30 protein-coding genes are annotated in these 26,992 nt (G+C 62.1%); all 30 read right to left on the reverse strand.

Annotated features, from left to right (window positions below; all coding sequences use genetic code 11):
- Positions 1-14: 14 nt before the first annotated feature.
- Positions 15-1,277, reverse strand: a complete 1,263-nt coding sequence (gene ccmI / locus I6L36_RS06695) for a c-type cytochrome biogenesis protein CcmI (RefSeq protein ID WP_104455540.1) — start codon at positions 1,275-1,277, stop codon at positions 15-17.
- The gene (locus tag I6L36_RS06700) at positions 1,274-1,756 is read right to left on the reverse strand and encodes a cytochrome c-type biogenesis protein (protein ID WP_010673951.1); all 483 of its coding nucleotides are present in this window, start codon (positions 1,754-1,756) and stop codon (positions 1,274-1,276) included. Before I6L36_RS06700 ends, ccmI begins: the two co-directional genes overlap by 4 nt.
- A gap of 10 nt (positions 1,757-1,766) precedes the next feature.
- Entirely contained in the window at positions 1,767-2,297 is a 531-nt protein-coding gene (locus I6L36_RS06705; RefSeq protein ID WP_103243522.1) for a DsbE family thiol:disulfide interchange protein, read from the reverse strand.
- The gene (locus I6L36_RS06710; protein WP_109112098.1) at positions 2,294-4,249 is read right to left on the reverse strand and encodes a heme lyase CcmF/NrfE family subunit; all 1,956 of its coding nucleotides are present in this window, start codon (positions 4,247-4,249) and stop codon (positions 2,294-2,296) included. Before I6L36_RS06710 ends, I6L36_RS06705 begins: the two co-directional genes overlap by 4 nt.
- 79 nt (positions 4,250-4,328) lie before the next feature.
- Positions 4,329-4,820, reverse strand: coding sequence for a cytochrome c maturation protein CcmE (gene ccmE, locus I6L36_RS06715; protein ID WP_052815847.1), 492 nt, complete (start codon positions 4,818-4,820; stop codon positions 4,329-4,331).
- Entirely contained in the window at positions 4,817-5,023 is a 207-nt protein-coding gene (ccmD, locus tag I6L36_RS06720; RefSeq protein WP_039039901.1) for a heme exporter protein CcmD, read from the reverse strand. The genes ccmE and ccmD overlap by 4 nt, the downstream gene beginning before the upstream one ends.
- Positions 5,024-5,025: 2 nt before the next feature.
- Complete coding sequence (locus I6L36_RS06725) at positions 5,026-5,766, reverse strand: heme ABC transporter permease (RefSeq protein WP_010673946.1); 741 nt, start codon at positions 5,764-5,766, stop codon at positions 5,026-5,028.
- Between the two features lie 166 nt (positions 5,767-5,932).
- Complete coding sequence (ccmB, locus tag I6L36_RS06730) at positions 5,933-6,601, reverse strand: heme exporter protein CcmB (RefSeq protein ID WP_010673945.1); 669 nt, start codon at positions 6,599-6,601, stop codon at positions 5,933-5,935.
- A 3-nt stretch (positions 6,602-6,604) separates the two neighbouring features.
- Positions 6,605-7,240, reverse strand: coding sequence for a cytochrome c biogenesis heme-transporting ATPase CcmA (ccmA, locus tag I6L36_RS06735; protein ID WP_039039903.1), 636 nt, complete (start codon positions 7,238-7,240; stop codon positions 6,605-6,607).
- A gap of 218 nt (positions 7,241-7,458) precedes the next feature.
- On the reverse strand, positions 7,459-7,845 hold the full coding sequence (locus tag I6L36_RS06740) for a DUF2802 domain-containing protein (RefSeq protein WP_010673943.1): 387 nt from the start codon (positions 7,843-7,845) through the stop codon (positions 7,459-7,461).
- Positions 7,846-7,916: 71 nt separating this feature from the next.
- On the reverse strand, positions 7,917-8,405 hold the full coding sequence (locus tag I6L36_RS06745) for a chemotaxis protein CheW (RefSeq protein ID WP_010673942.1): 489 nt from the start codon (positions 8,403-8,405) through the stop codon (positions 7,917-7,919).
- Between the two features lie 69 nt (positions 8,406-8,474).
- Positions 8,475-9,341 carry a chemotaxis protein CheW gene (locus I6L36_RS06750; RefSeq protein WP_109112099.1) on the reverse strand — a complete coding sequence of 289 codons (867 nt, stop codon included), beginning with the start codon at positions 9,339-9,341 and terminating at the stop codon, positions 8,475-8,477.
- On the reverse strand, positions 9,338-10,132 hold the full coding sequence (locus tag I6L36_RS06755) for a ParA family protein (protein WP_109112100.1): 795 nt from the start codon (positions 10,130-10,132) through the stop codon (positions 9,338-9,340). Before I6L36_RS06755 ends, I6L36_RS06750 begins: the two co-directional genes overlap by 4 nt.
- Before the next feature lie 4 nt (positions 10,133-10,136).
- Complete coding sequence (locus I6L36_RS06760) at positions 10,137-11,045, reverse strand: OmpA family protein (protein WP_043154490.1); 909 nt, start codon at positions 11,043-11,045, stop codon at positions 10,137-10,139.
- A 2-nt stretch (positions 11,046-11,047) separates the two neighbouring features.
- Complete coding sequence (locus I6L36_RS06765; protein ID WP_042016381.1) at positions 11,048-11,785, reverse strand: flagellar motor protein; 738 nt, start codon at positions 11,783-11,785, stop codon at positions 11,048-11,050.
- Positions 11,786-11,787: 2 nt separating this feature from the next.
- Complete coding sequence (locus I6L36_RS06770) at positions 11,788-12,903, reverse strand: chemotaxis response regulator protein-glutamate methylesterase (protein ID WP_109112101.1); 1,116 nt, start codon at positions 12,901-12,903, stop codon at positions 11,788-11,790.
- A 31-nt stretch (positions 12,904-12,934) separates the two neighbouring features.
- The gene (locus tag I6L36_RS06775) at positions 12,935-15,091 is read right to left on the reverse strand and encodes a chemotaxis protein CheA (RefSeq protein ID WP_109112102.1); all 2,157 of its coding nucleotides are present in this window, start codon (positions 15,089-15,091) and stop codon (positions 12,935-12,937) included.
- A gap of 11 nt (positions 15,092-15,102) precedes the next feature.
- The gene (locus tag I6L36_RS06780; RefSeq protein WP_041212633.1) at positions 15,103-15,843 is read right to left on the reverse strand and encodes a protein phosphatase CheZ; all 741 of its coding nucleotides are present in this window, start codon (positions 15,841-15,843) and stop codon (positions 15,103-15,105) included.
- Between the two features lie 12 nt (positions 15,844-15,855).
- A complete protein-coding gene (gene cheY / locus I6L36_RS06785) occupies positions 15,856-16,239 on the reverse strand; it encodes a chemotaxis response regulator CheY (protein WP_010673934.1) in 384 nt (127 codons plus the stop codon).
- Between the two features lie 110 nt (positions 16,240-16,349).
- A complete protein-coding gene (locus I6L36_RS06790) occupies positions 16,350-17,069 on the reverse strand; it encodes an RNA polymerase sigma factor FliA (RefSeq protein ID WP_041212632.1) in 720 nt (239 codons plus the stop codon).
- Positions 17,062-17,937 carry a MinD/ParA family protein gene (locus I6L36_RS06795; RefSeq protein WP_041212631.1) on the reverse strand — a complete coding sequence of 292 codons (876 nt, stop codon included), beginning with the start codon at positions 17,935-17,937 and terminating at the stop codon, positions 17,062-17,064. The genes I6L36_RS06790 and I6L36_RS06795 overlap by 8 nt, the downstream gene beginning before the upstream one ends.
- Before the next feature lies 1 nt (position 17,938).
- On the reverse strand, positions 17,939-19,438 hold the full coding sequence (gene flhF, locus I6L36_RS06800) for a flagellar biosynthesis protein FlhF (protein ID WP_045525209.1): 1,500 nt from the start codon (positions 19,436-19,438) through the stop codon (positions 17,939-17,941).
- Between the two features lie 16 nt (positions 19,439-19,454).
- Positions 19,455-21,557 carry a flagellar biosynthesis protein FlhA gene (flhA, locus tag I6L36_RS06805; RefSeq protein WP_010673930.1) on the reverse strand — a complete coding sequence of 701 codons (2,103 nt, stop codon included), beginning with the start codon at positions 21,555-21,557 and terminating at the stop codon, positions 19,455-19,457.
- 318 nt (positions 21,558-21,875) lie between these two features.
- The gene (gene flhB / locus I6L36_RS06810) at positions 21,876-23,006 is read right to left on the reverse strand and encodes a flagellar biosynthesis protein FlhB (RefSeq protein WP_041212629.1); all 1,131 of its coding nucleotides are present in this window, start codon (positions 23,004-23,006) and stop codon (positions 21,876-21,878) included.
- A gap of 74 nt (positions 23,007-23,080) precedes the next feature.
- Complete coding sequence (gene fliR, locus I6L36_RS06815; RefSeq protein WP_010673928.1) at positions 23,081-23,878, reverse strand: flagellar biosynthetic protein FliR; 798 nt, start codon at positions 23,876-23,878, stop codon at positions 23,081-23,083.
- An 85-nt stretch (positions 23,879-23,963) separates the two neighbouring features.
- Positions 23,964-24,233: a flagellar biosynthesis protein FliQ gene (gene fliQ / locus I6L36_RS06820; protein WP_010673927.1), complete on the reverse strand. Its 270-nt coding sequence runs from the start codon at positions 24,231-24,233 to the stop codon at positions 23,964-23,966.
- Positions 24,234-24,356: 123 nt separating this feature from the next.
- Positions 24,357-25,115 (reverse strand): flagellar type III secretion system pore protein FliP, encoded by a 759-nt coding sequence (gene fliP, locus I6L36_RS06825; RefSeq protein ID WP_010673926.1) that lies wholly within the window; start codon positions 25,113-25,115, stop codon positions 24,357-24,359.
- Positions 25,102-25,485, reverse strand: coding sequence for a flagellar biosynthetic protein FliO (gene fliO / locus I6L36_RS06830; protein WP_010673925.1), 384 nt, complete (start codon positions 25,483-25,485; stop codon positions 25,102-25,104). The genes fliP and fliO overlap by 14 nt, the downstream gene beginning before the upstream one ends.
- Positions 25,482-25,877: a flagellar motor switch protein FliN gene (gene fliN, locus I6L36_RS06835; protein ID WP_010673924.1), complete on the reverse strand. Its 396-nt coding sequence runs from the start codon at positions 25,875-25,877 to the stop codon at positions 25,482-25,484. Before fliN ends, fliO begins: the two co-directional genes overlap by 4 nt.
- A gap of 41 nt (positions 25,878-25,918) precedes the next feature.
- Positions 25,919-26,992 (reverse strand): flagellar motor switch protein FliM, encoded by a 1,074-nt coding sequence (gene fliM, locus I6L36_RS06840; protein ID WP_010673923.1) that lies wholly within the window; start codon positions 26,990-26,992, stop codon positions 25,919-25,921.

Raw genomic sequence — 26,992 nt, forward strand, 5'->3', positions numbered from 1 at the left:
GGGCCAAAAGCGTATTAGAGGGCGTGATCGATGCGGATGTCAATCGGCGCTGTGGGGATGGTGCTGGTCGGCACGGTGACCGAAACCCCTTCAAAGGCGCCTTCCTTGTTCATGACGTTGCCGCCCCGGGAGAGGCGCGCCTTGAACTGCAGCTCGGCATGGGCCGCCAGCTTGCTCCCCTCCATCATGGCATCCCCGTCCCCCAGGGAGAGGGTGAGCGGGAGATGCGGGCCTGCAATGCGCTTGACCGCGATGGGCATGGGCGGACCGTTGGGGATCACCGCAAAGACGAACAGATGGGCATCTTCCGGCATCTTTATACCCGGCGCCAGGGTGATGTGCAGGGGGAACTCCCCCTCTTTCACCGCCAGCACCCCGGCTTGTGCCTGGCCTTCGGCAGACGGGGTGGTCACGGCGATGCCACGCTGGCCAAGCTGCTGCCTGGCGTACTCCATGGAGCGCTCCACCATGGTGTAGCGGGCCGAGCCCGGCTCCAGCAGCGGCAACATCCCCTGCCAGCGGTCGAGGGCGGTCTGGAAATCCTCTTTTTGCAGGGCCATGAAGGCGTGGACGGAGCGAGCCTCGATGTTGGCCGGGTCCTCGGCAATGACCGCCTGCAACAGTTGATCCGCACGGGCTTCCTCCCCCGTCATCATCAGGGCCTGGGCATAGGGCACCGCCACCATGGCCTTCTGGGGCGCGAGGGCGTAGGCACGCTCCAGCGCCTCGCGGGCCATCTCGGGATCATTGCCATCCAGGGTCAGGCGCCCCAGCAGCAGCCAGCCACGGTAGTCGTTCGGTTCTTCTTTCAGCCGGGTTCGCAGGGCCAGGGTGAAGTCCAGCAGATCCTGCTCGGTCACCCGGGCATCACGCTCCACCAGGATGCGATTGCTGAGCTCCCCCAACCGGCTGCTGGCATCCTGCCAGCGGCTCACCTCCTGCCAGGCGCCGAGCTTGGCGTAGAGGCCGATGCTCACCACCGCCAGCACCAGCACACCGGGGATCCAGATCAGGCTCTTGCCGCCACGGGCGGTCTGCTCCACGTCGGGAATGTCGTCCAGGAGGCTGCGCTGCAGCTCCACCAGGGATTCCGGCTCCTCCGCCAGTATCCCCTGCTCCCGCTCCTCCCCTATCTCCAGCAGGCGCTGGCGATAGAGCTGCTTGTTGAGGGCCGAGCGACTGATGCTCTGCCTGCCCTCGCCGCGCCAGAGCGGCACGATCAGCGCCAGGCTCGCCAGCACCAGCAGGGCCGCACCCAGTATCCAGAATGGGGTCATGGTTTATCTTCCTCTTTGAGCAGGGCGGACAGCCTAGCCTGCTCTTCTGCACTCAGGGTGCCTTCAGGCTGTTGCAAGGGAGCAGGGGCATGGCGGCGGCTTCGCACCACCACGGTGACGACGCCAATCACGATGACCAGCAAGGGGCCAAGCCAGAGGATCAGGGTCGAGGCCATAAGGGGGGGATCATAGAGAATGAAGTTGCCGTAGCGGGCCACCATGTAGTCCACCACTTCCTGCTTCTCCTTGCCCTCGCGCACCATCTGGTAGGTCTTGTCCCGCAGATCCTTGGCGAGCCCGGCGTTGGAGTCCGCGATGTCCTGGTTCTGGCACTTGGGGCAGCGCAGCTCCTTAGTCAGCTCGCGAAAGGTCTGCTCCTGGGCGTCGCTCTCGAAGGTGTAGACATCGATGGCGGCGCGGGCCTGTCCGGCACAGACGAGACCGGCCAGCAGCAACAGGGATGCAATCAGTGTTTTCATCGGGGAGGCCTCACTTCATGGCATCAAAGATGGGTTTGAGGGTACTGGCCCAGACGTCTGGGTTGATGTCCCCCACGTGGCGATAGCGGATGATGCCCTGGCTGTCGATGAAGAAGGTCTCGGGCGCGCCATAGACACCGAGATCCAGCCCCAGCATGCCGTCCGGATCGTAGAGGTTGACCTGGTAGGGATTGCCAAGCTCCGCCAGCCACTTGATGGCCTTGTCACGCTCGTCCTTGTAGTTCATGCCGACGATGTAGATCCCCTGCCCCGCCAGCTCCTTGAGGTAGGTGTGTTCCCCGTAACAGGTCGGGCACCAGGTGGCCCAGACGTTGAGCAGCATGGGGCGCCCCTTGAGGATACTCCTGTCGTGCTGCTTGCCCAGGTCATAGATGTCCTGCAGGGTAAACACGGGCACCTCCTTGTCCACCATCACGGATTCGAGCTTGGTGGGATCGGAGTAGAGCCCCTTGAACAGAAACACGGCCCCCATCAGGAAGATGATGAAGGGCAGCAGATAGAGCCAGGTCTTCTTGTTCATGCCTTGGCCTCCTCGTCACGACGTCCGAAGCGGTAGCGCTTGTCCAGCATGGCCAGCACGCCGCCGAGGGCCATGAAGACGCCGCCGAACCAGATCCAGCGCACGAAGGGCTTGTAGTAGATCCGTACCGCCCAGGCGCCGTTGTCGAGCTGCTCGCCGAGCGCCGCATAGAGATCCCGGGTAACCCCCGCATCGATGGCCGCCTCGGTCATCGGCATGCGGCTCACGGTGTACATCCGCTTCTCGGGTTTGAGCAGGGCTACCTGCTTGCCATCCCGGTGCACTTCCAGCACGCCCTTGAAACCGTCGTAGTTGGGGCCGTTCTTCTCCTTGATGCCGGTGAAGACGAACTCGTAATCGGCGAACTGGACGCGATCGCCGGCCTGCATCCGCAGGTCCTTCTCGATGCTGTAGTTCTGGGTGCAGGCGATGCCGATGATGCTGACCGCGAGCCCCACGTGCCCCAGGATCATGGCCCAGTGGCTGTTGCCAAGCTTGCGCACGCCGGTGGCAAAACCGTGTTTGTGGGTGGCCCGCGCCCAGGTCTCCTGCACACTGGTGACGATGATCCAGACGCCAAGGCCGATACCGAGCGCAGCCCAGGGTTTGAACGCCTCGGCAAAGAGTTTGGGCAACAGCAGAGCCGCGGCCAGGCTCAGCACCAGGGCGAGCATCACCTTGCCCTTGAGCTCACCGAGATCCTGGCGGCGCCAGCGGAACAGGGGGCCCACCCCCAGCAGCAGGGCGAAGGGGATGATGAGCCAGCTGTAGATGTGGTTGAAGAAGGGGGTGCCGATGGAGATGCTGCCAAGCCCCAGCTCCTTGTGCACCAGGGGCAACAGGGTGCCGAGCAGCACGGTGAGCAGGCCCGCCACCAGCAGGATGTTGTTGCCAAGGAGCAGGGTCTCGCGGCTCCACAGCTCATGCTTGCCGTGGCTCTTCACCTGGGAGCCCTTGAAGGCGAACAGCAGCAGGGAGCTGCCTATCACCGCCAGCAGGAAGCCCAGGATGAACAGACCCCGGGTCGGGTCCGAGGCAAACGCATGGACCGACACCAGCACGCCGGAACGCACCAGGAAGGTGCCGAGCAGGCTCAGGGAGAAGGCCGAGAGCGCCAGCAGCACGGTCCAGGCCTTGAAGGTGGCGCGCTTCTCGCTCACCGCGAGGGAGTGGAGCAGGGCCGTGCCCGCCAGCCAGGGCATGAAGGAGGCGTTTTCCACCGGGTCCCAAAACCACCAGCCACCCCAGCCAAGTTCGTAATAGGCCCACCAGGAACCGAGCACGATGCCCAGCGTCAGGAAGACCCAAGCCGCCATGGTCCAGGGACGGGACCAGCGCGCCCAGGTGGCGTCCAGACGCCCCGTCATCAGGGAGGCGATGGCGAAGGCGAAGGCCACCGAGAAGCCCACGTAGCCCATGTAGAGCATGGGGGGGTGGAAGATGAGACCGGGATCCTGCAGCAGCGGATTGAGATCCCGCCCGTCCACCGGGAAATACGGCAGGGTGCGGGTGAAAGGATCCGAGGTGAACAGCACAAAAGCGGTGAAGCCCACCGAGATAAGGCCGAGCACCCCGAGTACCCGCGCCACCGCATCGAGCGGCAGGCGACGGCTGAAGAGGGCTACCGCCGCCGTCCAGCCCCCCAGGGTCAGCACCCAGAGCAGCAGCGAGCCTTCATGGGCTCCCCACACCGCCGAGATGCGGTATTGCAGGGGCAGCAGGCTGTTGGAGTTGGTGGCCACGTACTGCACGGTGAAGTCGTTGTCGATAAAGGCCCAGGTGAGGCAGATAAACGACAGCAGCAGCAGCAGGAACTGGCTGTAGGCGAGCGGGCGGGCCGCCGACATCATGCCAAGACGACCGAGATGGGCCCCGATCAGCGGGTAACTGCCCAGCAGCAGGGCGGTGGCGAAGGCCAGGATCAGTGAGAACTGCCCTAATTCCGGGATCATTGACTATTCCCTCTCGATTGCACGGAGAAACCTGCCGATTTGGCGGTATAAAGAAGTGAATTCTTGGCGCATACCGGCATCATTGCTTGGCTCCCTGCAACTGTGCCTCTGTGTATTCGGGCTTGAAGTGCATGCCGTTGGTGGCGTCGGCCACTTCCGGCGGCATGTAGTTCTCGTCGTGCTTGGCCAGCACCTCGAAGGCGGCGACCGTGGTGGCATCCTTGAGGGTGCCCTGGGCGACGATCCCCTGCCCTTCCCGGAAGAGATCCGGCAGGATGCCGTCAAACTCCACCGTCACCAGATGGCCGCCGTTGTCCACCAGCTTGAAGGCTACCTTGAGGCTCTGGGGATCCCGCACCACAGACCCCGGCACCACCAAGCCACCGATGCGCAGGCGCTGCCCCTCCTCGGGCTTGATCTTCTCCGGCCCCTTCCCTTCCACCAGCTCGCTCGGGGTGTAGAAGAGGTCGATGTTCTGGCTCAGGGCATAGAGCACCAGGCCAGTCACGCTGACAAGGCCCAGGCTGATGGCCAGGATGATGGTGAGGCGTTTCTTGCGGCGCGGGTTCATAGGGTGTTCTCCATCTGCTGGGCCGCCTTGCGGCGTGCCTCCCGAGCCTGCTTGTTGCGCAGTTCGCCGAGCAGGCTGCGGGTCTTCAATCGGGTGGAAATGACGATGCCGACCAGGCAGAGCAGGGTCAGACCGAAGGAGAGCCAGACGTAGAAGGCATAGCCTCCCATGGCCATGAAATCACTGAACGAGGCAAAGTGCATGCTTACTTCTCCTGCCTGGCGATGTCGGCGACCCAGGGGCGGTGCCACTCCCGCATCAGCAGCTCATTGCGAAAACGCATCAGGGTCAGGGCACCGAGAAACGCGGCGAACGCCAGGATCATGATGAGCAGCGGCCACAGCATCTCGGGGGAGATGGAGGGTTTGTCAAACTTGGTGATGGTGGCCCCCTGGTGCAGGGTGTTCCACCACTCCACCGAGTAGTGGATGATGGGCAGGTTGATCACCCCGACCAGCGCCAGGATGCCGGCGGCGCGGCCCGCCACCACCTTGTCGCTGAAGGCGTTGTAGAGGGCGATGACACCCAGATAGAGGAACAGCAGGATGAGCTCGGAGGTGAGCCGGGCATCCCACACCCACCAGGTGCCCCACATGGGTTTGCCCCAGGCGGCGCCGGTAAAGAGGGCAATGAAGGTGAAGACGGCCCCCACCGGGGCGATGGCCGCCACCGTCATGTCTGCCATGCGCAGTTGCCACACCAGGCCAATGAAGGCGGCCACCGCCATGGTGGAGTAGGCGCCCATGGAGAGGATGGCGGAAGGCACATGGATATAGATGATCCTGAAAGAGTCGCCCTGCTGGTAATCGGCGGGTGCAAAAGCCAGCCCCCAGACGGTGCCGATGATGAAGGCAAGCAGGCTTGTCACGGCAAACCAGGGCAGCAGGGTGCCGGCCAGCCCATAGGCGCGCTCGGGTTTGGCATAAGGGTGCAACCATTTCCACATAGCTCACGAAACCTTTCAGTTATTAATTTTTAAGTGGCGAGGGCTACCATACCCATGGGGGAAAAACATCATATCCCCCGAAAGCAATAAGCAGCCATCCCCTTGATCTATCTCAACTATCTCGCCCCTAACAAGGCTTCAAACGAAAATCTTTTCACCAAATCAATCAGTTGACACTCACCCGCAGCGCCGCCGAGATAGCCAGGGGCGTCAGGGTCAATGCCCCCACCAGCATGGCCCCCAGGATGGCGAGCTGGCCGGCATAGGGCAGTCCCATGCTCGCCGCGTCGATGGCGGACGTGGCGAAGATAAGCACCGGAATATAGAGCGGCAGCAGCAACAGGCTGAGCAGCACGCCCCCCTTGCGCAGCCCTGCGGTCAGCGCTACTCCGACCGCCCCGAGCAGGCTCAGCACCGGCGTACCGAGCGCCAGGGTGGCCACCACGGCCAGATAGGTCTTCAGCTCCAGGGAGAGCAGGATGGCGAGCAAGGGGGAGACCAGCAACAGCGGCAGACCGGTCAGCAACCAGTGAGCGATCACTTTGGCCAGGGCCAGCAACCCCAGGGGATGGGGCATCAGCATCATCTGCTCCAGGGCGCCGTCGCTGAAGTCGTCACGAAACAGCCGCTCCAGGGAGAGCATGGCCGCCAGCAGGGCCGCCACCCAGATGATGCCGGGAGCGATGCGGGCCAGCAACTGGGGCTCGGGCCCGATCCCCAATGGAAACAGGGTGATGACGATGAGGAAGAACCAGAGCGGGTTGAAGATGTCGGCGCGCTGGCGCAGGGCCATCAGCAACTCGCGGTGAATAAGGTGTATGACGGCGCGCAGCATGGGCTACTCCTGCAACAGCGAGGTCAGAGAGAGGGTCTTGAGCCGTCCCTGCATCAGGGTCAGATCCTGGTGGGTCGTAAGGACCACCATGCCCCCCCTGTCCGCGTGGGCGAGGAACAACTGCTCCAGCACCCTGACCCCCTGCTTGTCGATGGCGGTGAAGGGCTCGTCCAGGATCCAGAGCGCCGGTCGCTCGCTCAGCCACAACCTGGCCAGCGCCACCCGTCGCTGCTGCCCGGCGGAGAGCTGCCCCGCGGGATAGTCTTCGAAACCGGCGAGGCCGACCTGGGCCAGCACCCGCCAGAGATCCACGCCGTCCCCGGCAGGGCCATGAAGCTTCTGGTAGAAGGAGAGATTCTCAAGGGGGGTCAGGGTCGCCTTGACGCCGGGCTGATGGCCCAGGTAAAGCAGGCTGGCGTGGTATTCATCCCGGCAATGGCGGATATTCTCCCCATTCCAGCACACCTCGCCAGCAAAGGGCTGGGAGAGGCCGGTGAGCAGGCGCAACAGGCTGGTCTTGCCCACCCCGTTGGGACCCTCAATCTGCATCAAATCCCCGGCACGCACCGCGAAGGAGAGATGTTCAAACAGGGTGCGATCTTCACGCACGCAGCTCAGATTGTTCGCTTGAAGCAGCATGGGGATGTAATCGTTGAAAATGAGGCGGCCTGCATCTTAACACAGGATCCGGAGGCGTCTTTTCAAAGATGCCAATAATCAACAGGATTTGTGGGGAAGATCGCGCCTCCACCAAAGAGATTGATGCCAAAGGATTATCACCGTCCCGGCATCGAGAAAGAAGTGGCCACGGGCCGAACAGAAAGCGGGGAGGCACCGGCCTCCCCGCGACACATCCGTCAGCTGCGTCCCTTTCGCAAGGAAATAAGCAGCTCCGCTTCCGCCTGGGGCAACTCGCACTCGCTCATCACCTCGTCCAGATCGGCACCAAGCTCCACCATCTTGGCGGCGCGGCTGTAGAGGCGGCGCTCCGGATCCTGCAACGTCAGCTCCTGCTGGCTGTCGTGGATCTTCTGCATGGCCCCTTCTGCGGCTTGCAGACGCTGGCCCATGCCGATGGCGCCCGTGTGCAACTCCATCATCTGCTTGCGCAGACTCTCGAGCTGCCCCTGCAGCGCTTCCACCCTGGCCTCGGACTCTCGCTGGCGACGACGGTGCCCCAGGATCCCGTAAAGGGCCAGCACCAGTGCGAGCAAGGACAACCCCAAGGCTGCAAATTCAATCATCAAACCATCACCTTACCGTCACAGGGAGGCGGACAGGTGCCATCGCCCCCGTCCGCACGTTCCCGTCCCTGTTACAGGGAACCAATGTCTTCCCACTCTTCGTCGGAGAGCAGCTTGTTGAGATCCACCAGGATCAGCAGTTGGCCGTCACGGTTGCTGACGCCCTGGATGAACTTGGCGCTCTCCTCGGTGCCTACCGCCGGGGCGGCATCGATCTCGGAGGAGCGCAGATAGACCACCTCGGCCACGCTGTCCACCATGATGCCGATCACCTGCTTCTCCGCCTCGATGATGACGATGCGGGAGTTCTCGCTCACGTCCCCGGCCGGCAGGCCGAAACGGGAGCGGGTATCGATGACGGTCACCACGTTGCCACGCAGGTTGATGATGCCCAGCACGTAGTCAGGTGCACCCGGGACCGGAGCGATCTCGGTGTAGCGCAACACTTCCTGAACCTGCATCACGTTGATGCCATAGGTCTCGTTTTCCAACTGGAAGGTCACCCACTGCAGCACTTCGTCTTCGGCCAGATTCTGTGCAATATTGCGCTTCTCTGTCATCTTCTTGATCCTTGTATGAACCCGTCAACGGGTAAAATTAGCAATAAAACCATGGCGATGCCGACGTTGTCAGCGGCCTTCGATGTTCACGCCCCGGCCAAGCAGCAGCAAGAGCTCCCTGACGTGCAGCAGGGCACACATCTTCTCCTTGACCATGCCGGCCAACCAGGGGCGCTTGCCCTCCTGATGGCGCCACTTCACCTGGTCCCGGTGCAGCAGTTCTGTGCCCTTCAACTGGTGACAGGCCAATCCCCAGGGTGATTCTCCCAGCATAATCAGATATTTGTAATCGTCCATCTCCAGATGCTGGCCCGGCATGACCCACTGGGCCGTGTCCACCACGTTCATCTTCTGCTCGCGGGAGGTCATGATCCCCTTGTACCAGCCCGGTTGGCCGAAGAGAGAGGTCACCTCCCCCAGTTGATGGATGCCCCCCAACTCGGTCAGAGGCACCGCAAACGTCACCCCGGCCACATCGAAGAAGAGCGCCTGAAACTCGTTGCCGGTATCCAGGTTCTCCCAGGTCGACGGTGCGGGCACCGCTCCGAGGGCGGGTGCGGGTTCTGCCACCGCGAGGGCGACGGGCTCGACCTCCTCCACCACGGCTTCCACCACCGGCTCTGCCAGGGCGACCAGAGGCTCACTGTCAACCACCTCCGCCTCGAGCTGGAATGGCTCGACATGCACCTCTTCGTGGCTCAGGGCATCCATCTCGAACTGGACCTGTCCCACCTGGGCAAGCAGCTCGCTCAGCTGGGCCAGTCGGGTATCGGCTTCAAGATAGGGGGTGGCAGCCACCTCCGGCACGGCGACGGTCTGACGTTGCAACGCTGGGGCCGGTGCTTCGTCTTCGGGATCTTCCCGCAGCAGGGCATCGTCCAGCAGCAGGGAGTGGAAATAGTCGTCCATGGCCCGAACCTGGGTGGTCTCTCTCACGGCATCACCTCCTGGATCCGTTGACGCTCCAGCGCGTCGAGATGGTTGAGCAGGGTCTCATAGGCATAGGTGCCCCGGCTGCCCGGTGCATAGATGGAGGGAGGAATGTGCACCAGACTGGCATCCCTGAATTTGGTGTCGATGGGAATGACCGCATTCCACACCGCCTCCCCATACTGCTCCTTGATGGACTGCAATGTCATCAGGGAGGCACGGGTACGCTTGTCAAACATGGTCGGAATGATGGTGTAGCGGAACTTCTCCCGCTTGGAGCGCTGCATGATCTCGAAGGTCTTCATCATCCGCTCCAGCCCCTTGAGGGCCAGGAATTCGGTCTGCACCGGCACCAGGATGCGATCGCAGGCCGCCAGCGCGTTCACCATCATGACCCCCAGCACCGGCGGACAGTCGATGAGCACGTAGTCGAACTGATCCTGCACCCGCAGCAGAGCGCGCTTGAGCACCAGCCCCATCCCTTCCCGGTTGCCCATCACCCGATCCAGCGTGGCCAGGGTAATCGAGGCGGGCAGCAGGCTGATGTTCTCGAATCGGGTCTTGAGGGTCATCCGGTTGACCAGCTCGGCGCTGGGTTTGGCCGCCTGGAACAACTCGTACAGGGTGCCTTCCAGCCTGTCCGAGTCGAAATCGAGATAGGAGGTCAGGGAGGCGTGGGGGTCGGTGTCGATCAGCAGTACCCGCTGGCCACGCTGGGCCAGAATGCCCGCCAGGGAGACGACCGTGGTGGTTTTACCGACTCCACCTTTCTGATTGGCAACCGTCCAAACAATCACTGTATCAATCCTGCCTTGTTGTTATGCGTATGCCCCCACCGGGCAGCGCGATCACCCTGATCTTTTCACTGTCGACACTCTGCGGTGCGTCCTGCACCGGTGCCACCGTCAGCGGTTTGACGGGGGCTGGCGGCACCCAGGCGAACCTGGATATGGCGACCACCACCTTGCGATTCTGTAATCGTCCCTGCTCGGTGCCATTGTCGACGAAGGGGGAAAACTCTCCGTACGCCTCGTAGGCGAGCCGACCGGGAGCCACCCCTTTGCCCACCAGGGCATTGAGCACTGCCTCGGCGCGGGCCGCTGACAATGTCCAGTTGGAGCGGAAAATTTCGTTGTTTATCGGTTGGTTATCCGTGTAGCCCCGCACCCTGACATAGTTATCGACCGGTTTGAGAATACCTGAAAGCGTATCGAGCACAGGGGCGGCATTGCTCCCCAGAAAAGCGCTGCCACTGTTGAACAGGAGACCTGAACTCAGCTCCACCGTCAGCCAGTTGTCATCCTGCGCAAGCTTCACCACCCCTGCATCGACCAGGGCGCCCATGGACTCCTGGATCTGCATGTCGATCTGCGCAAGAGCCGTGCCATCTTGCGAGACGGGCGTACCCGTGATGGGGGCACGCGAGGGGGACGCAGAGGCCTGGCTCTCCAGCAGGCTGGGGGCGGCCGAGACCGGGTTGTCCAGCAAGGAATTACCCCGCCCTTCCAGCAGGCCATCGCTGCGCGGCGCCTGGTTGAAGGCCTGGGTCATGCCCTCGATGACGGCGCGGTACTCCTCCTTGTTGACGATGGCAACGGAGTAGAGCACCACGAAAAGGGCGAAGATGAGCGTCATGTAATCGGCATAGGAGACCAGCCAGCGATCGAGATGCTCTCGCCCTTGCAGGTGCAAACGATAGCGCTTGCGCATGGCTACTCCCCTTTCAGATAAGCCCGTAACCGCCTTTCAACCTGCGGGCCGTTCTCCCCGTGGGCGATGGCCAGAAGCCCCTCCAGGGTCATCTCCTGATAGAGGCCGTAATGGTAGTGGAAGGCGCGCAACCGATTCGCAATCGGCAGATAGAGCAAGTTGGCAAAGCCCACCCCGTAGATGGTGGCGACGAAGGCCACGGCAATGCCCGCCCCCAGGGTGCCTGGCTCCTCCAGATGAAACATGGCCTGGATGAGGCCAATCACGGCCCCGATGATGCCGATGGTGGGACTGTACCCCCCCATGGACTCGAACACCCTGGCCGAGTGCTCGTTGCGCTCCTGCTCGATGTCGATATCCGCCTCCAGCAGGCTGCGGATATCCTCGATGGAGACGCCATCCACAATCATGGAAAGCCCCTGGCGGGTGAAGGGATCGGGCTCGGCCTCGGCCTGGTTTTCCAGCGCCAGCAAGCCTTGCTGGCGGGCGAACTGGGCCCACGCCTTCAGGCGCTCGGCCTGCTCCGCAAGATCCAGCTGCGGCGGAAACAGCATCCAGGTTGCCTGCCTCAGGGCACTGAGCAGGTACCTGCGGGGAGTCTGCAAGATCACCGCCCCCCAGGTTCCCCCGACGACGATGACAAAGGCCGGGCCATCCAGCAGGGTCAGCAGGCTCCCGCCATGCCACCACTGGGCGATGGCGACGGCCCCCAGCGCCAGCACCAGGCCGAGCATGCCCATGGTCAGCGACCCAACTCGACCAGAATGCGCTGGGCCACTCGATCCAGCGGCAGGGATTCGCTTGCTATGCCCGCTTTGGCAACAGCCTGGGGCATGCCATAGACCACGCAGGAGGCTTCATCCTGCGCCCAGATAGTCGCCCCCTGCTCCTTGAGCAGACGGGCACCGTCGCGGCCATCCGCCCCCATGCCGGTCAGTACGATGGCCAGCACCTTGTCGCCATAGGTCTTGGCGGCGGAGGCGAAGGTGATGTCCACACAGGGTTTGTAGTTGACCTTGTCATTGCCATCGATGATACGAAGACGGGCACCGGGCCCGCGCCCTTCCAGCAGCATCTGCTTGCCACCGGGGGCAAGATAGGCCTGACCCGGCTTGAGCACGTCGCCGTCCTGCGCCTCCTTGACACCTATCTGGCACAGCCCGTTGAGGCGGGCGGCAAAGGCAGCGGTGAAGGTGGCCGGCATGTGCTGGATCAGCAGAATGGGATGAGGGAAATCTCCCGGCAGCTTGGTCAGCACGTTCTGCAGTGCCACTGGCCCGCCGGTGGAGGTACCGATGGCAACCAGCTGGTAACTCTTGCCACTGCGCTTGAACGCGGCGGGAGCCGCCGCTGCCCGCACAGGCTCGGGCTGGCGTTCGGCCAAGGGGCGATTCAGGGTCCCCGTGACGGCGGGCCGGACGGCAGGCTCGGGGGCACGGGGCCGGGTCGCCATCAGGAAGCGTTTGCGAGCGATCTCCTTGACCCGCTGCTGCAGCAGGTTCACGGCTTCGTCCTTGTCGCGGGCGATGTCTTCAAACTTCTTGGGCAGAAAATCGAGGGCGCCCGCATCCAGCGCATCCAGGGTTGCCTTGGCTCCCTCGTGAGTCAGGGAGGAGAACATCAGGATGGGGGTCGGACACTTGGCCATGATCTCGCGCACGGCGCTGATGCCGTCGAGCACCGGCATTTCAATGTCCATGGTAATGACATCGGGCCGCAACTGCTGCGCCTTGTCTACCGCCTCCCGCCCGTTCTGAGCCGTGTCGATCACCGTCATCAGGGGATCCTGATTGATGATTTCGCTGACCCGACGGCGGAAGAAACTCGAATCGTCGACCACTAATACCTTGACTGCCATTGTTATTCTTTTAACTCCTTGAGCCTGGCGCTCAGTGGCGACGGGCATAGGCCTTGAGCAGGCTGGGCACATCTAGAATGAGGGCGATACCGCCGTCGCTGGTAATGGTGGCGCCGGCCATGCCGGGGGTACCTTGCAGCAGGTTGTCCAGGGGCTTTATCACCACCTCTTCCTGACCGATGAGGTTGTCTACCACGAAGCCCACCTGCTGGGTCCCTATCTGGACGATGACCACGTGGCCCTGGTCCTGGCGGGCCGTCTTGCCGGCACCGCGTACCAGCCACTTGTGCAGGTAGAACAGCGGAATCGCCTTGTCACGGACGATGATGGTGAGCTGGCCATCCACCACGTTGGCCTTTTTCAGATCCAGGTGGAAAATTTCATTCACGCAACCGAGGGGCAGGGCGAAGGTCTGTTGACCCACCTCCACCATCAGGGTCGGCAGAATGGCCAGGGTCAGGGGAACCTTGATCTCGAGACGGGTGCCCTTGCCCCAGGTGGAATCGATGTGCACCGAGCCATTGAGGCTGACGATGCTGGTCTTCACCACGTCCATGCCTACTCCACGGCCGGAGATGTCGGAGATCTCCGACTTGGTGGAGAAGCCGGGGGCGAAGATCAGGTTGTAGGCATCGTTGTCGCTCATGCGCGCCGCGCTGTCAGCATCGAGCACGCCACGGCTGATGGCGATGGACTTGAGCTTCTCCGGGTCCATCCCTGCGCCGTCATCCTCGATGCAGAGCAGAATGTGGTCCCCTTGCTGGGAGGCGCTCAGGGTGATGGTGCCCTGACGGGGCTTGCCCGCCTTCTCGCGCACGTCCGGCATCTCGACGCCATGGTCGCAGGAGTTGCGCACCAGGTGAACCAGGGGGTCGGCCAGGGCCTCCACCAGGTTCTTGTCCAGATCCGTGTCCTCACCCACCATCACCAGCTCGATCTCCTTCTTGAGGGTACGAGCCAGATCGCGCACCACGCGCGGGAAGCGGCCGAATACTTTCTTGATAGGCTGCATGCGGGTCTTCATGACCGCGCCCTGCAGATCGGCGGTCACGACGTCGAGGTTCGCGACAGCCTTGGACATCTCTTCGTCATTGCTGGCGATGCCGAGGCTCACCAGGCGGTTTCTCACCAGCACCAGTTCGCCCACCATGTTCATGATGACGTCCAGGGTCTTGGTATCCACCCGCACCGTGGTATCGCTCTGTACTGCGTTGCTCTCGGCGGGAGCCGCCTGCTTGGCAGGGGCGGCCCTGGCTGGCGCTGGGGGCTCTGCCAGCGCAGGTTTGGCGGCCACCGGCGCCTTGGGCGGCGTCACCGGGGCTGCGGGGGCAGCGTGTGCCGGAGCCTTGGGTTCGGGAGCGGGCGCAGGAGCAGACGCCAGACTGTGCTGGGGCCCCTGCCCACGGCCGTGCAGTTCATCCAGCAGGCGCTCGAACTCATCGTCGTCGATGAGCTCGTCCACCTCTTTCTGGACCGACTGCAAAGGTGCCAGATCGGGGGCACCACCGTGCTGGCCCTGACCATGGAGCTGGTCGAGCAGGGCTTCGAATTCGTCGTCTGTGATGTCACCTGACCCGCTCAGCACGGGGGCGGCGGAGACCGTCGGCGCTTTGCCGACACCGTGCAGCTCATCGAGCAGGCGTTCAAATTCGTCGGCAGAGATCTCGTCGATGGAGCCACCGCCATTGACGGCGACAGGCGCCACCTCGGCGATGACCTCGGGTTCTGGTGCGGGTTCGGGCTCAGGCTCGGGTGCTGGCTGGGCCGCCACGCTGGCGGTACGCAGCTGCTCCTGCCCTTCCGGCTTGCACAGCTCGTGCAGATCGTGCAGCAGATCGGGAGAAGCGGGGCTTATCTCTTCGCGGTTCTGGACCTGGGCAAACATGACGTTGATGGCATCCAGCGCCTGCAAGATGACATCCATCAGCTCAGCACTGAGGGTCCGCTTGCCGTTGCGCAGCATGTCGAACAGGTTCTCGGCACCGTGACAGACATCCACCAGTTCGGTGAGGGAGAGGAAGCCCGCTCCCCCCTTGACGGTGTGGAAGCCGCGGAAGATGGCGTTCAACAGGTTCTTGTCATCGGGCCGCTTTTCCAAGTCGACCAGTTGTTCAGACAACTGTTCCAATATTTCTGATGCTTCGACCAAAAAGTCTTGCAGTATGTCTTCATCAACTTCGAAGGCCATGCGTCACTCCATTAGAATCCCAGGCTAGACAGCAGATCGTCCACATCATCTTGACCATTGACCACATCTGAGCGGGTCTGCGGGTTCATGATGGGACCTTCCGCCTCGATGCCGCTCACTGGCAGGCTACGTGCCGAATTGTCGCTAACGCCCTCACCGAACATGGTCAGCATCTCTATCAACTTCGTTTCAACTTCCTGCACCAGTTTGATCACCTTGCGGATCATCTGACCGGTCAGGTCCTGGAAATCCTGAGCCATCAGAATTTCCGTCAGCAGTTGTCGTAACTTATCGGCATCCGTCTCAGAAGCCTTAATAAAATCATTCAGTTGATGGCACAGCGCCTTGAATTGACCCAGCTCGAGATCCCGGCTCATCAGGGCATTCCAGTTGGGCATGACCAGCTGAATGTTGTCGTTGAGTCGATCGGCGATGGGAAGGCTTGCCTCGACCGCATCCATGGTGCGATTGGCCGCCTTGTCCGTCATGTCGATGACATAGCTCAGACGCTCCCGGGCATCCGGGATCTCATGGGTGGCCAGGTCGGGGATCCTGGGATCCAGGCGAAAATCCTGCAATGAATTGTGCAATTGGCGGGTCAGCTGCCCCACCTTGTCAAACAGGGCCGCCGCGTTGGGGGCGCACACATCGGCGAGGATGGTATCGGCCTGTTCAAACTCTTCCCGCTCCAGGTGGGCAACCAGCATCCTTGCCTGGTCAAGCGAGATCATGGCACTCGTTTTGGCCTTCATCCCTGCCGCTCCTTAGCCGATACGTTCAAAGATTTTGTCGAGCTTCTCTTTGAGGGTGGCAGCGGTGAACGGCTTGACGATATAGCCATTGACCCCGGCCTGGGCGGCTTCGATGATCTGCTCGCGTTTGGCTTCGGCAGTCACCATCAGAACCGGCAGGTGCTTGAGCTTGTCGTCGAGGCGAATCGCCTTGAGCAGGTCGATGCCCTGCATACCGGGCATGTTCCAGTCGGTGACCACGAACTGGAAGTCGCCATTTTTCAGCATCGGCAACGCCGTGTTGCCATCGTCTGCTTCATGGGTATTGTTGTATCCCAGGTCACGCAGCAAGTTCTTGATAATCCGGCGCATCGTTGAAAAGTCATCGACGATGAGGATTTTCATGTTCTTGTCCAAAGTTCCTCCTAAATAGCCGCCAAGACGGCTCACTTACATGATGCAGATCGCAGGTTTTATGGTGCGGATTATGCCTTAGAGTTGTGCTCCAGTGTAGCCAGTACAACCACTTATAAATTCCAATCTCGCAAACGGGCGCGCAGCCTGTGCATGGCCTGACTATGAATCTGGCTCACCCGAGACTCACTCACACTCAATACTTCACCGATCTCGCGCAGATTCAGCTCTTCATCGTAATAAAGGGAGAGCACCAGCGCCTCCCGCTCCGGCAGGCGGGCGATGTGCTCGGCCAGAGCCCCCTGGAAGCGTTCAGCCGCCAGATCGTCGAATCCTCCCTGACCGTTGCCGTCATCGGGATGACCGATGACATCCTCGCTGACCCCCAGATCCTCGATGCCGATGATCTTGCCGCAGGAGACATCCTGCAGCATGGCATGGTACTCCCCGAGGGACACCCCCATATTGGCGGCCACCTCGGTGTCTCTGGCATCCCGGCCATGGGCCTGCTCCACGTTCTCGATCGCTTCTGCGATGGCACGGCTGTTGCGGTGCACCGAGCGGGGCACCCAGTCTCCGCGGCGGATCTCGTCGAGCATGGCACCACGGATGCGGATGCCGGCATAGGTTTCAAAGCTGGCGCCCTTGCTGCCGTCAAAGTTGCGGGAAGCTTCGAGCAGCCCAATCATACCTGCCTGGATCAGGTCATCCAGCAAGACACTGCTTGGCAGGCGAGCCAATAAATGCTGGGCAATCCGCTTGACCAGCGGAGCGTGTCGCTCGACCAGCACGTAGGAATCCTGATGACGCAAGTATGCTTGGGCTTTATTCACGGGAGTCTTCCTGTGTTATGACCGGCTTTTGCAACAAGTTTTCCAGGAAAAATTCGAGGTGGCCCCCCGGTTGATTCGGGATGGGCCAGCTCGCCGCCTTGTTCGCCAGGGCACGAAATGCCAGGGCGGCAGGGGATTTTGGAAACGCCTCAACTATCAGTTTCTGCTTGCGCACCGCGGCCCGCAGGTTGGTGTCGTAAGGCACGCAGGCCACCAGCTCCAGGGAGGTATCCAGGAAGCGGTCGGTGACCCGGGTCAGCTTGGCGAACAGCTCCTGCCCCTCGCGCAGGGAGCGGACCATGTTGGCCACCACCTTGAAGCGGAACACACCGTGATCCTTGGAGAGGATCTTGATGAGCGCGTAGGCATCCGTGATGGAGGTGGGTTCATCGCACACCACCACCATGATGTCCTGGGCTGCACGGGTGAAACTCAGCACCATGTCGGAGATCCCCGCCGCCGTGTCCACCAGCAACACGTCCACCTGGGTCTTCATCTCGCTGAAGGCGCGGATGAGCTCGGCATGTTGTACCGGGGAGAGCTCGACCATGGACTGAGTGCCCGAGGTGGCCGGCACTATCATCATGCCGTAGGGCCCCTCGACGATGATGTCGTCTATGGTGCACTCCCCGGCCAGCACATGGGAGAGGTTGCGATGCACCCTCAGCCCCAGCATGACGTCGACGTTGGCCAGGCCAAGGTCGGCGTCCAGCACCAACACCCGCTTGCCCTGGGCGGCCATGGCTCCCGCCACGTTCAGGGTCACGTTGGTCTTGCCGACGCCCCCCTTGCCTCCGGACACGGCGATCACTTTCACTCGATTGTTTTGACGCATTTTGCGCAGACCACTCGCCTGATCCATATACATGTTACTCATAAAACTCCGAATCTTCGGATTCGCCAAAACCCGATCCCCAGAAATAGGGATCTTCTGCTTCCCGTTCCAGCGACCCCATGGCGGCACCGACCAGCAGCGCCGCGTTGGCAACTTGAATATCTTCCGGCACCCGTTGCCCGTCGGTGATGTAACTGATGGGCAGGGCGTTTTGAATGCACACGTTGATCACTTCACCCAGATTCAGGCTCTCATCGAGCTTGGTCAGAATGCAGCCGGAGAGCGGAATGCGCCGGAAGTGATCCACCGCCTCCTGCATCACACGTCGCTGGGAGGTGGCCGACATGACCAGATAACTGCGGATACGCACCTTGGCATTCTTCACCAGAGTGTCGAGCTGTTCGGTCAGGCGGATATCCCGCTGACCCACCCCGGCGGTGTCGATGAGCACCAGCCGGCGATGGCGGAACTGATAGAGGGCACTGGCCAGCTCTTCGGCGTCCCGCACCTGGCGCACCGGGCAACCCATGATGCGACCATAGGTCTGCAACTGTTCGTGGGCACCGATCCGGTAGTTGTCCGTGGTAATGAGCGCCACCTGCTCGGCGCCATACTTCATGGCAAAGCGGGCCGCCAGCTTGGCGATGGTGGTAGTCTTGCCCACCCCGGTCGGTCCGAGCAGGGCCACCGCCCCCCCCTGACGCAGGATCTCGTCCTCGCTGATCTTGAGCTGGGCCGTCAGCACCTCGGCCAGCTGGGCCATGGCCTGATGGATCGGCATGTCTTCGGGGATGAGGCCCGCCAGCTGATCGGCAAAGGCGTCGTCGAACCCCATCTTCTTGAGTTCCTTGATGAGCAGGGCGCGCATGGGTTCACGGCGCTCCACCTCCTGCCACATCAGGCCGGAGATCTGGTGCTCCAGCAGCTTGCGGATGCTGGCCATCTCCTTGCGCATCCCCTCCATCTCCTGATCCCGCTGGGCGGACTGGGCCTGGCGCGGGGCGGCGGCAGGACGGGCCTTGGGCTTGGCGGGCTCGGGAGCGGCGCCCCACTGGCCCTGTTCGGCCAGGGTTCTGGGAGCACTGGCCGCGCCCGCCAGTCCGGCGGACTGGGTGCCGGCAGCGCCATTGGCGGGCCAGGAGGCCGAGGCTGGCTGACCGTTGCCCGCTCCGCTGCCAGACCATGATCCCGGGGCGCCATTGCCACCCGCCGGGTTGGCCGGATTGAGCTTCTGCTGGCGTGCCAGCAGGGCCGCCAGGGTATCGGCGTAGTATTCGTTCTGTTCCTTGGGTGGCGCCGACCTCGTCATCTGTTTGCCCGCAGACGAGATATTGACGCTCTCTTCATTCAACTGACGGCGAACCGGCGCGTCTTTGGGCCCCGGTACCTGGGATTGATAATCGACGGCCGCGACTATCTCCACCCCACCGGTGACCTTTTTGTTGGACATGATGACGGCATCGGGTCCGAGAGTCTCCTTGACCTCGGCCAGCGCCGTGCGCATGTCTTTGGCAAAAAACCGCTTAATCTTCACCCGTCATCTCCGCTAACTAGCCCTGTCCCACCGCACTGACGATGCGGATCTGCTTGTCGTCAGGCACTTCCTGATAGGACAGCACGCGTAATCCAGGAATGGCATTCTTGACAAATTTCGCCAGGGTATTGCGCAATATCCCCGATGTCAGAAGCACGGCCGGCTGGCCTTCCAGTTCTTGTCGTTGAGTGGCTTCCACCAGGGAGCGTTGCATCCGCTCCGCCAGTCCCGGTTCGATACCGGCGCCATCTCCCCCACCTGCTTGCAGGGATTGATGCAATATACGTTCCAGTTCTGGTGACAAGGTGATCACCGGCAGCTCGGGCTCGGGGCCGGCAATCTCCTGCACAATCAATCTGCGCAGGGCTATCCGGCAGGCTGCGGTCAGCACTTCCGGGTCCGGGCTGCGGGGCGCATATTCCACGAGGGTCTGCAGGATAGTGCGCATATCGCGAATTGGCACGCCTTCATTGAGCAAATTCTGCAATACCTTCACCAGGTTGCCCATGCTGATCACCTCGGGAACCAGTCCTTCCACCAGCTTGCTCTGATGCTTCCCTATCATGTCGAGCAGTTGTTGCACCTCGTCATGACCCAGCAGCAGCGCCGCATGGTTGGAGAGGATCTGGCTCAGGTGGGTAGCCACCACGGTGGCCGCATCGACCACGGTGTAGCCAAGGGTCTGGGCCTGGGAGACCTGCTCCTTGGCGACCCAGACCGCCTCCAGCCCGAACGCCGGGTCCTGGGTGGCGATACCGTGGATCTGGCCGAACACCTGCCCCGGGTTGATGGCCATCTCCTTGTCGTGATAGACGGTGGCTTCCCCCGTGCTCACGCCCATCAGGGTGATGCGGTACTGGTTGGGGGCAAGATCCAGGTTGTCGCGAATGTGGACGGCAGGCACCAGAAAGCCCAGCTCCTGGGAGAGCTTCTTGCGCACCCCCTTGATCCGGTTGAGCAGCTCGCCCCCCTGATTCTTGTCCACCAGAGGTATCAGCTGATAACCCACCTCCAGGCCGATGATGTCCACCGGCATGACGTCGTCCCAGCTGAGATCCTTCTGCTCCACCGGGGCATCCCCCTGGGCCGGCATGAGTTCGCCGCTCGCCGCCTTCGCCTTGTTCTGCTTCTCGCGGCGCAGCAGCCACCAGGCGCCCGCCGCCGCCACCGCCCCCAGGCTCAGGAAAGCCAGGTGCGGCATGCCGGGTACGCTGCCCATCATCAGCAGGATGCCGGCGGAGATCACCAGCGCCTTGGGATTTTCGAACAGTTGGCCGAGTACCGCTGTCCCCATGTCCTGGTCGGTATTCTGACGGGTAACGATGATGGCCGCGGCAATGGAGAGCAGGAGCGAGGGGATCTGGGCGACCAGACCGTCACCGATGGCGAGCAGGGTATAGACTTGGGCCGCTTCGCCGAAGGTGAGCTGGTGCTGCATCATGCCGATGATGAAGCCGCCGATGATGTTGATGAAGAGGATCATGATGCCGGCGATGGCATCCCCTTTCACGAATTTGGAGGCACCGTCCATGGAGCCGTAGAAGTCCGCTTCCTGAGTCACGTCCTGACGGCGCTTCTTGGCCTCTTCCTGATTGATGAGACCGGCGTTCAGGTCCGCATCGATGGCCATCTGCTTGCCTGGCATAGCGTCAAGGGTGAAGCGGGCGCTCACCTCGGAGATCCGGCCCGCACCCTTGGTGACCACCACGAAGTTGATGATCACCAGGATCATGAAGACGATGATGCCCACGGCATAGTTGCCGCCGATCACCACGTTGCCGAACGCCTCGATCACGTGGCCTGCCGCCGCGCTGCCGTTGTGGCCTTCCAGCAACACCACCCGGGTGGAGGCGACGTTGAGGGCGAGCCGCAGCAGGGTTGCGATCAGCAAGACGGTGGGGAAGGCGGCAAATTCCAGGGGGCGGCGGGTATAGACCGCCACCAGCAGCACCACGATGGAGAGGGCGATGTTGAAGGAGAAGAGGATATCCAGCATCAGGGGCGGGATGGGGAGTACCACCATCCCCAGAGAGGCCAATACCAGCAGCGGCGTCCCTACCCCTCTGCTGAGCAGCCACTTGTACTCTTTGAAACGGCCCAGTCCCGCTTTGAATCCCATCGTGCATCTCAATGATAAACTGCCAATAGCGGATTAAAGCAAATATCAAGCCAAGGATTCAATATATTGATTTATATGGTTTTTATTTTAACGCTGTCAGAAGTCCGTCGTTGGCGTCACGGGGAATGGTGACAGGGGGGAAGCTGCCTTCACCAAGCAGGCCAAAGGCCAGCCCAGGCCATGGGGCGAGGCGACGCGCCTCGACAAGGAGATAGCGGCCTTGTTTGCGACACAAGAGAGAGATCGGATGGTGGCCGCTTTATTTGCGAAACACGGGGCACAAGGGAGAGCACCTGGGATCAGGCTGCCTCCACTGCGTTATTTGCGAAACTCGGGGGGAATGGGCAGATCCTTGGCGATGGGGGTCGGGCGCCGGCCGCGGCCACGGCGGAACTTCTTGAGCTGATAGACATAGGCCAGCACCTGGGCGACGGCGGCGAAGAGCCCCTCCGGGATCTCCTGGCCAATCTCGGTGGCGTGGTAAAGGGCCCGGGTGAGCGGCGGGGAGGACATGACGGGGATGTCGTATTCGCGCCCGATCTCCCGGATCTTCATCGCCACCTCGTCGACCCCCTTGGCCAGTACCTTGGGCGCAGCCCCCGGCTTGCCCGCATCGTATTTGAGCGCCACCGAGTAGTGGGTCGGGTTGGTGATGATCACATCGGCCTTGGGGACATCCCCCATCATGCGGCGCATGGCCATCTGCATCTGCAACTGGCGTATCCGCCCCTTGACCTCGGGCTTGCCTTCGCTGTCCTTGAACTCGTCCTTGATCTCCTGCTTGGTCATCTTGAGCTGGCGATTGTGGTTCCAGCTCTGGAACGGCACATCGATGGCGACAATGGGGATCAGGGCGCAGCAGAGGATGATCAGCATCCAGAGCAGCAGGTCCAGGGCATCGACGATGCCGCCGGGAAAGCCCTCAAGAGAGAGATTCAGCAGATGGTTGAACTGGCTCGACAGCATCCACCAGGCGAACAGACTGATAAACACCACTTTTGCGATGGATTTGACAAGTTCCACCAGAGATTGCACCCCAAACATCCTTTTGATGCCGCTCAGGGGGCTCAGCTTGCTCCACTTGGGCAGCATGGCCTCGGAGGAGAAGTTCATCCCGCCGAGCAGGGTGTTGCCGACGAAGGCGGCGATGATCACCAGCATGAACAGCAGCCCCAGAGGCTGGATCAGCTCCCCCAGCAGGGCGGGCACCATGGCTCCCATGGCATTGGGGTCGAACGCCTGGTCCCGGTCCAGGGTAAAGCCCATGGTGAGCACCTTGATCATGGCCCCTGCCAGACTCTCCTTGATCATCAGGAGGCCGAACACGGTCGCCAGCAGGACGCTGGCGGTACCCAGCTCCTTGGAACGTGCAATCTGCCCTTTTTCCCGGGCTTGTTGCAGTCGTTTGCCCGTGGGTTGTTCTGTGCGTTCCTGATCGGTATCAGCCATGCTGGCCTCCTGCCGGCATCAGCCGACTGGCGGCCCGCCAGAGTGGCGGCAAAAGGGCCGCAACCGGGAGGGCCTCAGTCATGCTGGCCCCCGAAGCACTGGACGTTGATGAGCTCGCAGCTGGTCTCCTGCACCCGCTCCCAGAGCGCGTCGAAGTGCCCCATGAAGCCACCGATGGTGAGCCAGAGGATGAACAGGCCCGACATCATGCTCACCGCAAAGCCGATGCTGAAGATGTTGAGCTGGGGGGCCGCACGGGTCATCACCCCGAACGCGAAGTTGATCAGCAGCAGGGCGATGATGGCCGAGAGCGCCATCACCAGAGAAGCCTGATACATGACCCCGAGAAAGCTCACCAGGCTGCGGATGGCAGGCAGGGTGAGCCCGCTGTCAGATACCGGCAGGGTTTCGAAACTCAGCACCACCATGCGCAGCATCAGCAGGTGGCCGTCCACCGCGAGAAACACCAGGGTCGCCAGCATCAGGTAGAACTGACCCACCACGGGAGCCGACTGGCCGTTCATGGGATCCACCAGAGTGGCAAAGCCCAGGCTGGTCTGCATGGCGATGACCTGACCCGCCATCACGAAGGTCTCCAGCAGGAACTGGGTCATGAGGCCGAGCGCAATGCCGATGAGCAGTTGCTGCCCCAGCACCAGAAAGCTGCCGAGAGAGAAGAGCTCGATCTTCGGCATCGGGGGCAGCAGGGGGGCGATGATGAGGGTGATCGCCAGCGCCAGGCCGATACGGATATGGGCGGGGGCGAGCCGGCTGCCGAAGACCGCCATCACCATCAGGAGACTGCTCACCCGGGCCAGGGGCCAGAGGATGGAGGAGAGCCACTCCATGATGAGCGCCGTGGTGTAGGTCATGACAGCAACACTCCCGGCAGGGGCAGGCCAACGGGAGGACGCAGGCACCGGTCTGCCAGAGCGAAAGGGTGGCCCTTGGCTGGCATCAGCCCACCACCTCGGGGATCTGGCTCACCATCAGCTGGAAGAAGTCCATCAGACTCTGCAATCCCCAGTGAGCCCCCGCTCCCAGGGCCAGCAGGGTGACCACCAGACGGGGCAGGAAGCTCAAGGTCTGTTCGTTGATGGAGGTGGCGGCCTGGAAGATGGCGACCACCAACCCCACCATCAGGCTCGGCAGGATCACGGCGCACACCATGATGGTCACCAGCCAAAGCGCCTCGCGAAAGACGTCGACGAAGGTTTCAGGACTCATTGCTCGCTCCTTGTGATGGGTTTGCCCAGGGCCGCATCCTCCTGGCCTCCTCCTTCGAGAGAAAGAGAGGCCTCGCGCCCTCCCCAAGTGAAGGGGAGAGCCAGGGGGAGGGTCTGCCCTCCCCTAACCACCCGAGCCCAGCCCGAAGCTGGTGGCCAGGGAACCCAGAATGAGGTTCCAGCCATCCACCATGACGAACAGCATCAGCTTGAACGGCAGGGAGACCAGCATGGGGGAGAGCATCATCATCCCCATGGCCATCAGGATACTGGCGACCACCAGATCGATGACCAGGAAAGGCAGAAACAACATGAAGCCTATCTGGAAGGCGGTCTTGAGCTCGCTGGTGACAAAGGCCGGGATCAACACCCGTAGCGGCACGTCCGCAGGCTCGGCCACCTGCACGTTCGCTATCTCCATGAAAGTATTGAGATCCTTGACCCGGGTCTGGGCCAGCATGAACTGGTGAATGGGCAGCTCCGCCTTCTCCAGGGCCTCCTTGGCCCCGATGGTCTCGGCCAGATAGGGCTGCAGCGCCTCGTTGTTGATGCGATCCAGCACCGGCGACATGATGAAAAACGACATGAAGAGGGCGATGCCGATCAGCACCTGGTTGGAGGGGCTCTGCTGCAGACCGATGGCCTGGCGCAGGATGCCGAGCACCACGATGATCCGGGTGAAGGAGGTCATCATGATCACCATGGCCGGCAGGAAGGAGAGCGCGGTCATCAGCGCCAGCACCTGCAGGGTCAGGCTGTACTCCTGACTGCCATCCGCCATGGTCTTGACGGTGAGTGCCGACATGCCGTCCTGGGCCATCGCCAGGGGCGAGAGCACCAGGGAGAGCAGTGCCAGCCACCGGGTCCAGTTAACGTTTTTCATGCTTGCCCATCAGTTTGCCCAATTGCTCGGAGAACGCCTGGGGCTGGCTCTCGTCCAGCGGCTCCTCCAGGCGATAGAGGAAGTTGACCTGCTGCGGCGTCACCCCGACCAGCAGCTGCTGGCCGCCCACCTTGACCACCATCAGCTTCTCCTTGTAGCCAAGGGGCAGGGTGGCGATGACCTTCATCTGGCCCCCTCCCATCACCTGGGAGAGCTTGCTCTTCTTGAGCAGGAAGCCGAGCACCAGAATGAGGCCGATCACCATCAGGCTGGAGAGCAGCCAGGAGGTGAGGCTGGGGGGATTGGCCCCTACCCCCGGGTTGGCCAGGGCAGGCAGGGAAAACAGCCACAACGGGAGCACACGGATCATTTGAGCTTCTTGATCCTTTCAATCTGACTGATGACGTCGGTGAGGCGGATACCGAACTTGTCGTTCACCACCACCACCTCGCCGTGGGCGATCAGGGTGCCGTTGACCAGCACGTCCAGGGGCTCACCCGCCACCCGATCCAGCTCCACCACCGAGCCCTGGTTCAGTTGCAGCAGGTTGCGAATGCTGATCTGGCTGCGGCCCACTTCCATGGCGATGGTCACCGGGATGTCCAGAATGGTGTCCAGCTTGCGCCGCTCTTCGGCGCTGATGGGGGCTTCGTCCTTCAACTCCTCCAGGGGGGCAGGCTTGGCTTCGGCCGTGACCTGCTCCTCCAGTGCGGCCGCCCAGGCGTCAGCCATCAAATCCTGCTCGTCATCGGTTCCGCTCATCTTCAATTCCTCAGTGTTGCAACACCTCCCCTGGGGGAGGATCAATCAGGGTGTTTGTCAGAGATGCTTCGCTCGAGCTCTTCCAGCTCGGCTTCGCCATCAATGCGCACGCCCCCGCGGGTCACCAGATGCATCTCTGTCTTGACCCCGTCAGGGCGCTTGATTTTGTCGGTGATCTTGAGCGCCACGTTCTCCTTGGTGCGCCCCATCTTGGCGTGGAAAGTGGGCAAGTCCTCCACGAACACCAGCAGGTTCTCCGGCATCTCCACCGGGATGATGTCCCCGGGTCTGAGCTCCATCAGCTCACGCAAGGAGAGCTCGGTCTCCAGCAGCTTGGCCTTGAGCTCCACCTTGACGTCCATGATCTCGTCGCGCAGGGCCTTGCTCCAGCGCACGTCGGTATCCCCCTTGTCGCTCTGCACCCCCGCATCCAGCAGTTCGCGGATGGGTTCCAGCATGGAGTAGGGCATGGCCACGTGGAAGTCGCCGCCACCGCCGTCCAGCTCGATGTGGAAGGAGCTCACCACGATCACCTCGGTGGGGCTGACGATGTTCGCCATGGCAGGGTTCACTTCGGAGTCAAGGTATTCAAAGCCCACGTCCATCACCGGTGCCCAGGCATCCTTGTAGTCCTCGAACACCAGCTTGAGCAGCATCTGGATGATGCGCCGCTCGGTGGGGGTGAATTCCCGCCCCTCGATCTTGGCGTGGTAGCGGCCATCACCGCCAAAGAAGTTCTCCACCAGGATGAAGACGAGCCGCGCCTCCATGGTGATGAGCGCCGTCCCCTTGAGGGGGCGGAAACGCACCATGTTCAGGCTGGTGGGCACGAACAGGGTGTGGACATATTCGCCGAACTTGAGCATCTGCACGCCGTTGATGGAGACCTCGGCGGTGCGCCGCATCATGTTGAACAGGCTGATGCGCATGTGGCGGGCAAACCGTTCGTTCACCAGCTCCAGGGTCGGCATGCGGCCGCGGACGATGCGGTCCTGGGAGGAGAAGTCGAACTGGGCGATACCGGGATCCCCGGCAGCTCCCAGCTCCTCCTCCTCGACATCGTCGACGCCGTGCAGCAGGGCATCAATCTCGTCCTGACTTAACAGATCGCTCAC

This window comes from Aeromonas sp. FDAARGOS 1406, assembly GCF_019048565.1.
GTDB lineage: Bacteria > Pseudomonadota > Gammaproteobacteria > Enterobacterales > Aeromonadaceae > Aeromonas > Aeromonas caviae.

Coding starts and splice junctions, on each gene's coding strand:
- ccmI (WP_104455540.1), bottom strand. CDS start 1,277: ATGACCCCATTCTGGATACTGGGTGCGGCCCTGCTGGTGCTGGCGAGC.
- I6L36_RS06700 (WP_010673951.1), bottom strand. CDS start 1,756: ATGAAAACACTGATTGCATCCCTGTTGCTGCTGGCCGGTCTCGTCTGT.
- I6L36_RS06705 (WP_103243522.1), bottom strand. CDS start 2,297: ATGAACAAGAAGACCTGGCTCTATCTGCTGCCCTTCATCATCTTCCTG.
- I6L36_RS06710 (WP_109112098.1), bottom strand. CDS start 4,249: ATGATCCCGGAATTAGGGCAGTTCTCACTGATCCTGGCCTTCGCCACC.
- ccmE (WP_052815847.1), bottom strand. CDS start 4,820: ATGAACCCGCGCCGCAAGAAACGCCTCACCATCATCCTGGCCATCAGC.
- ccmD (WP_039039901.1), bottom strand. CDS start 5,023: ATGCACTTTGCCTCGTTCAGTGATTTCATGGCCATGGGAGGCTATGCC.
- I6L36_RS06725 (WP_010673946.1), bottom strand. CDS start 5,766: ATGTGGAAATGGTTGCACCCTTATGCCAAACCCGAGCGCGCCTATGGG.
- ccmB (WP_010673945.1), bottom strand. CDS start 6,601: ATGCTGCGCGCCGTCATACACCTTATTCACCGCGAGTTGCTGATGGCC.
- ccmA (WP_039039903.1), bottom strand. CDS start 7,240: ATGCTGCTTCAAGCGAACAATCTGAGCTGCGTGCGTGAAGATCGCACC.
- I6L36_RS06740 (WP_010673943.1), bottom strand. CDS start 7,845: ATGATTGAATTTGCAGCCTTGGGGTTGTCCTTGCTCGCACTGGTGCTG.
- I6L36_RS06745 (WP_010673942.1), bottom strand. CDS start 8,405: ATGACAGAGAAGCGCAATATTGCACAGAATCTGGCCGAAGACGAAGTG.
- I6L36_RS06760 (WP_043154490.1), bottom strand. CDS start 11,045: ATGCGCAAGCGCTATCGTTTGCACCTGCAAGGGCGAGAGCATCTCGAT.
- I6L36_RS06765 (WP_042016381.1), bottom strand. CDS start 11,785: ATGGGCATGCTCGGCCTGGTGCTGGCGCTGGGGGCCGTCGCCATCGCC.
- I6L36_RS06770 (WP_109112101.1), bottom strand. CDS start 12,903: ATGGCAGTCAAGGTATTAGTGGTCGACGATTCGAGTTTCTTCCGCCGT.
- I6L36_RS06775 (WP_109112102.1), bottom strand. CDS start 15,091: ATGGCCTTCGAAGTTGATGAAGACATACTGCAAGACTTTTTGGTCGAA.
- I6L36_RS06780 (WP_041212633.1), bottom strand. CDS start 15,843: ATGAAGGCCAAAACGAGTGCCATGATCTCGCTTGACCAGGCAAGGATG.
- I6L36_RS06795 (WP_041212631.1), bottom strand. CDS start 17,937: ATGTATATGGATCAGGCGAGTGGTCTGCGCAAAATGCGTCAAAACAAT.
- flhA (WP_010673930.1), bottom strand. CDS start 21,557: ATGGGATTCAAAGCGGGACTGGGCCGTTTCAAAGAGTACAAGTGGCTG.
- flhB (WP_041212629.1), bottom strand. CDS start 23,006: ATGGCTGATACCGATCAGGAACGCACAGAACAACCCACGGGCAAACGA.
- fliR (WP_010673928.1), bottom strand. CDS start 23,878: ATGACCTACACCACGGCGCTCATCATGGAGTGGCTCTCCTCCATCCTC.
- fliQ (WP_010673927.1), bottom strand. CDS start 24,233: ATGAGTCCTGAAACCTTCGTCGACGTCTTTCGCGAGGCGCTTTGGCTG.
- fliP (WP_010673926.1), bottom strand. CDS start 25,115: ATGAAAAACGTTAACTGGACCCGGTGGCTGGCACTGCTCTCCCTGGTG.
- fliO (WP_010673925.1), bottom strand. CDS start 25,485: ATGATCCGTGTGCTCCCGTTGTGGCTGTTTTCCCTGCCTGCCCTGGCC.
- fliN (WP_010673924.1), bottom strand. CDS start 25,877: ATGAGCGGAACCGATGACGAGCAGGATTTGATGGCTGACGCCTGGGCG.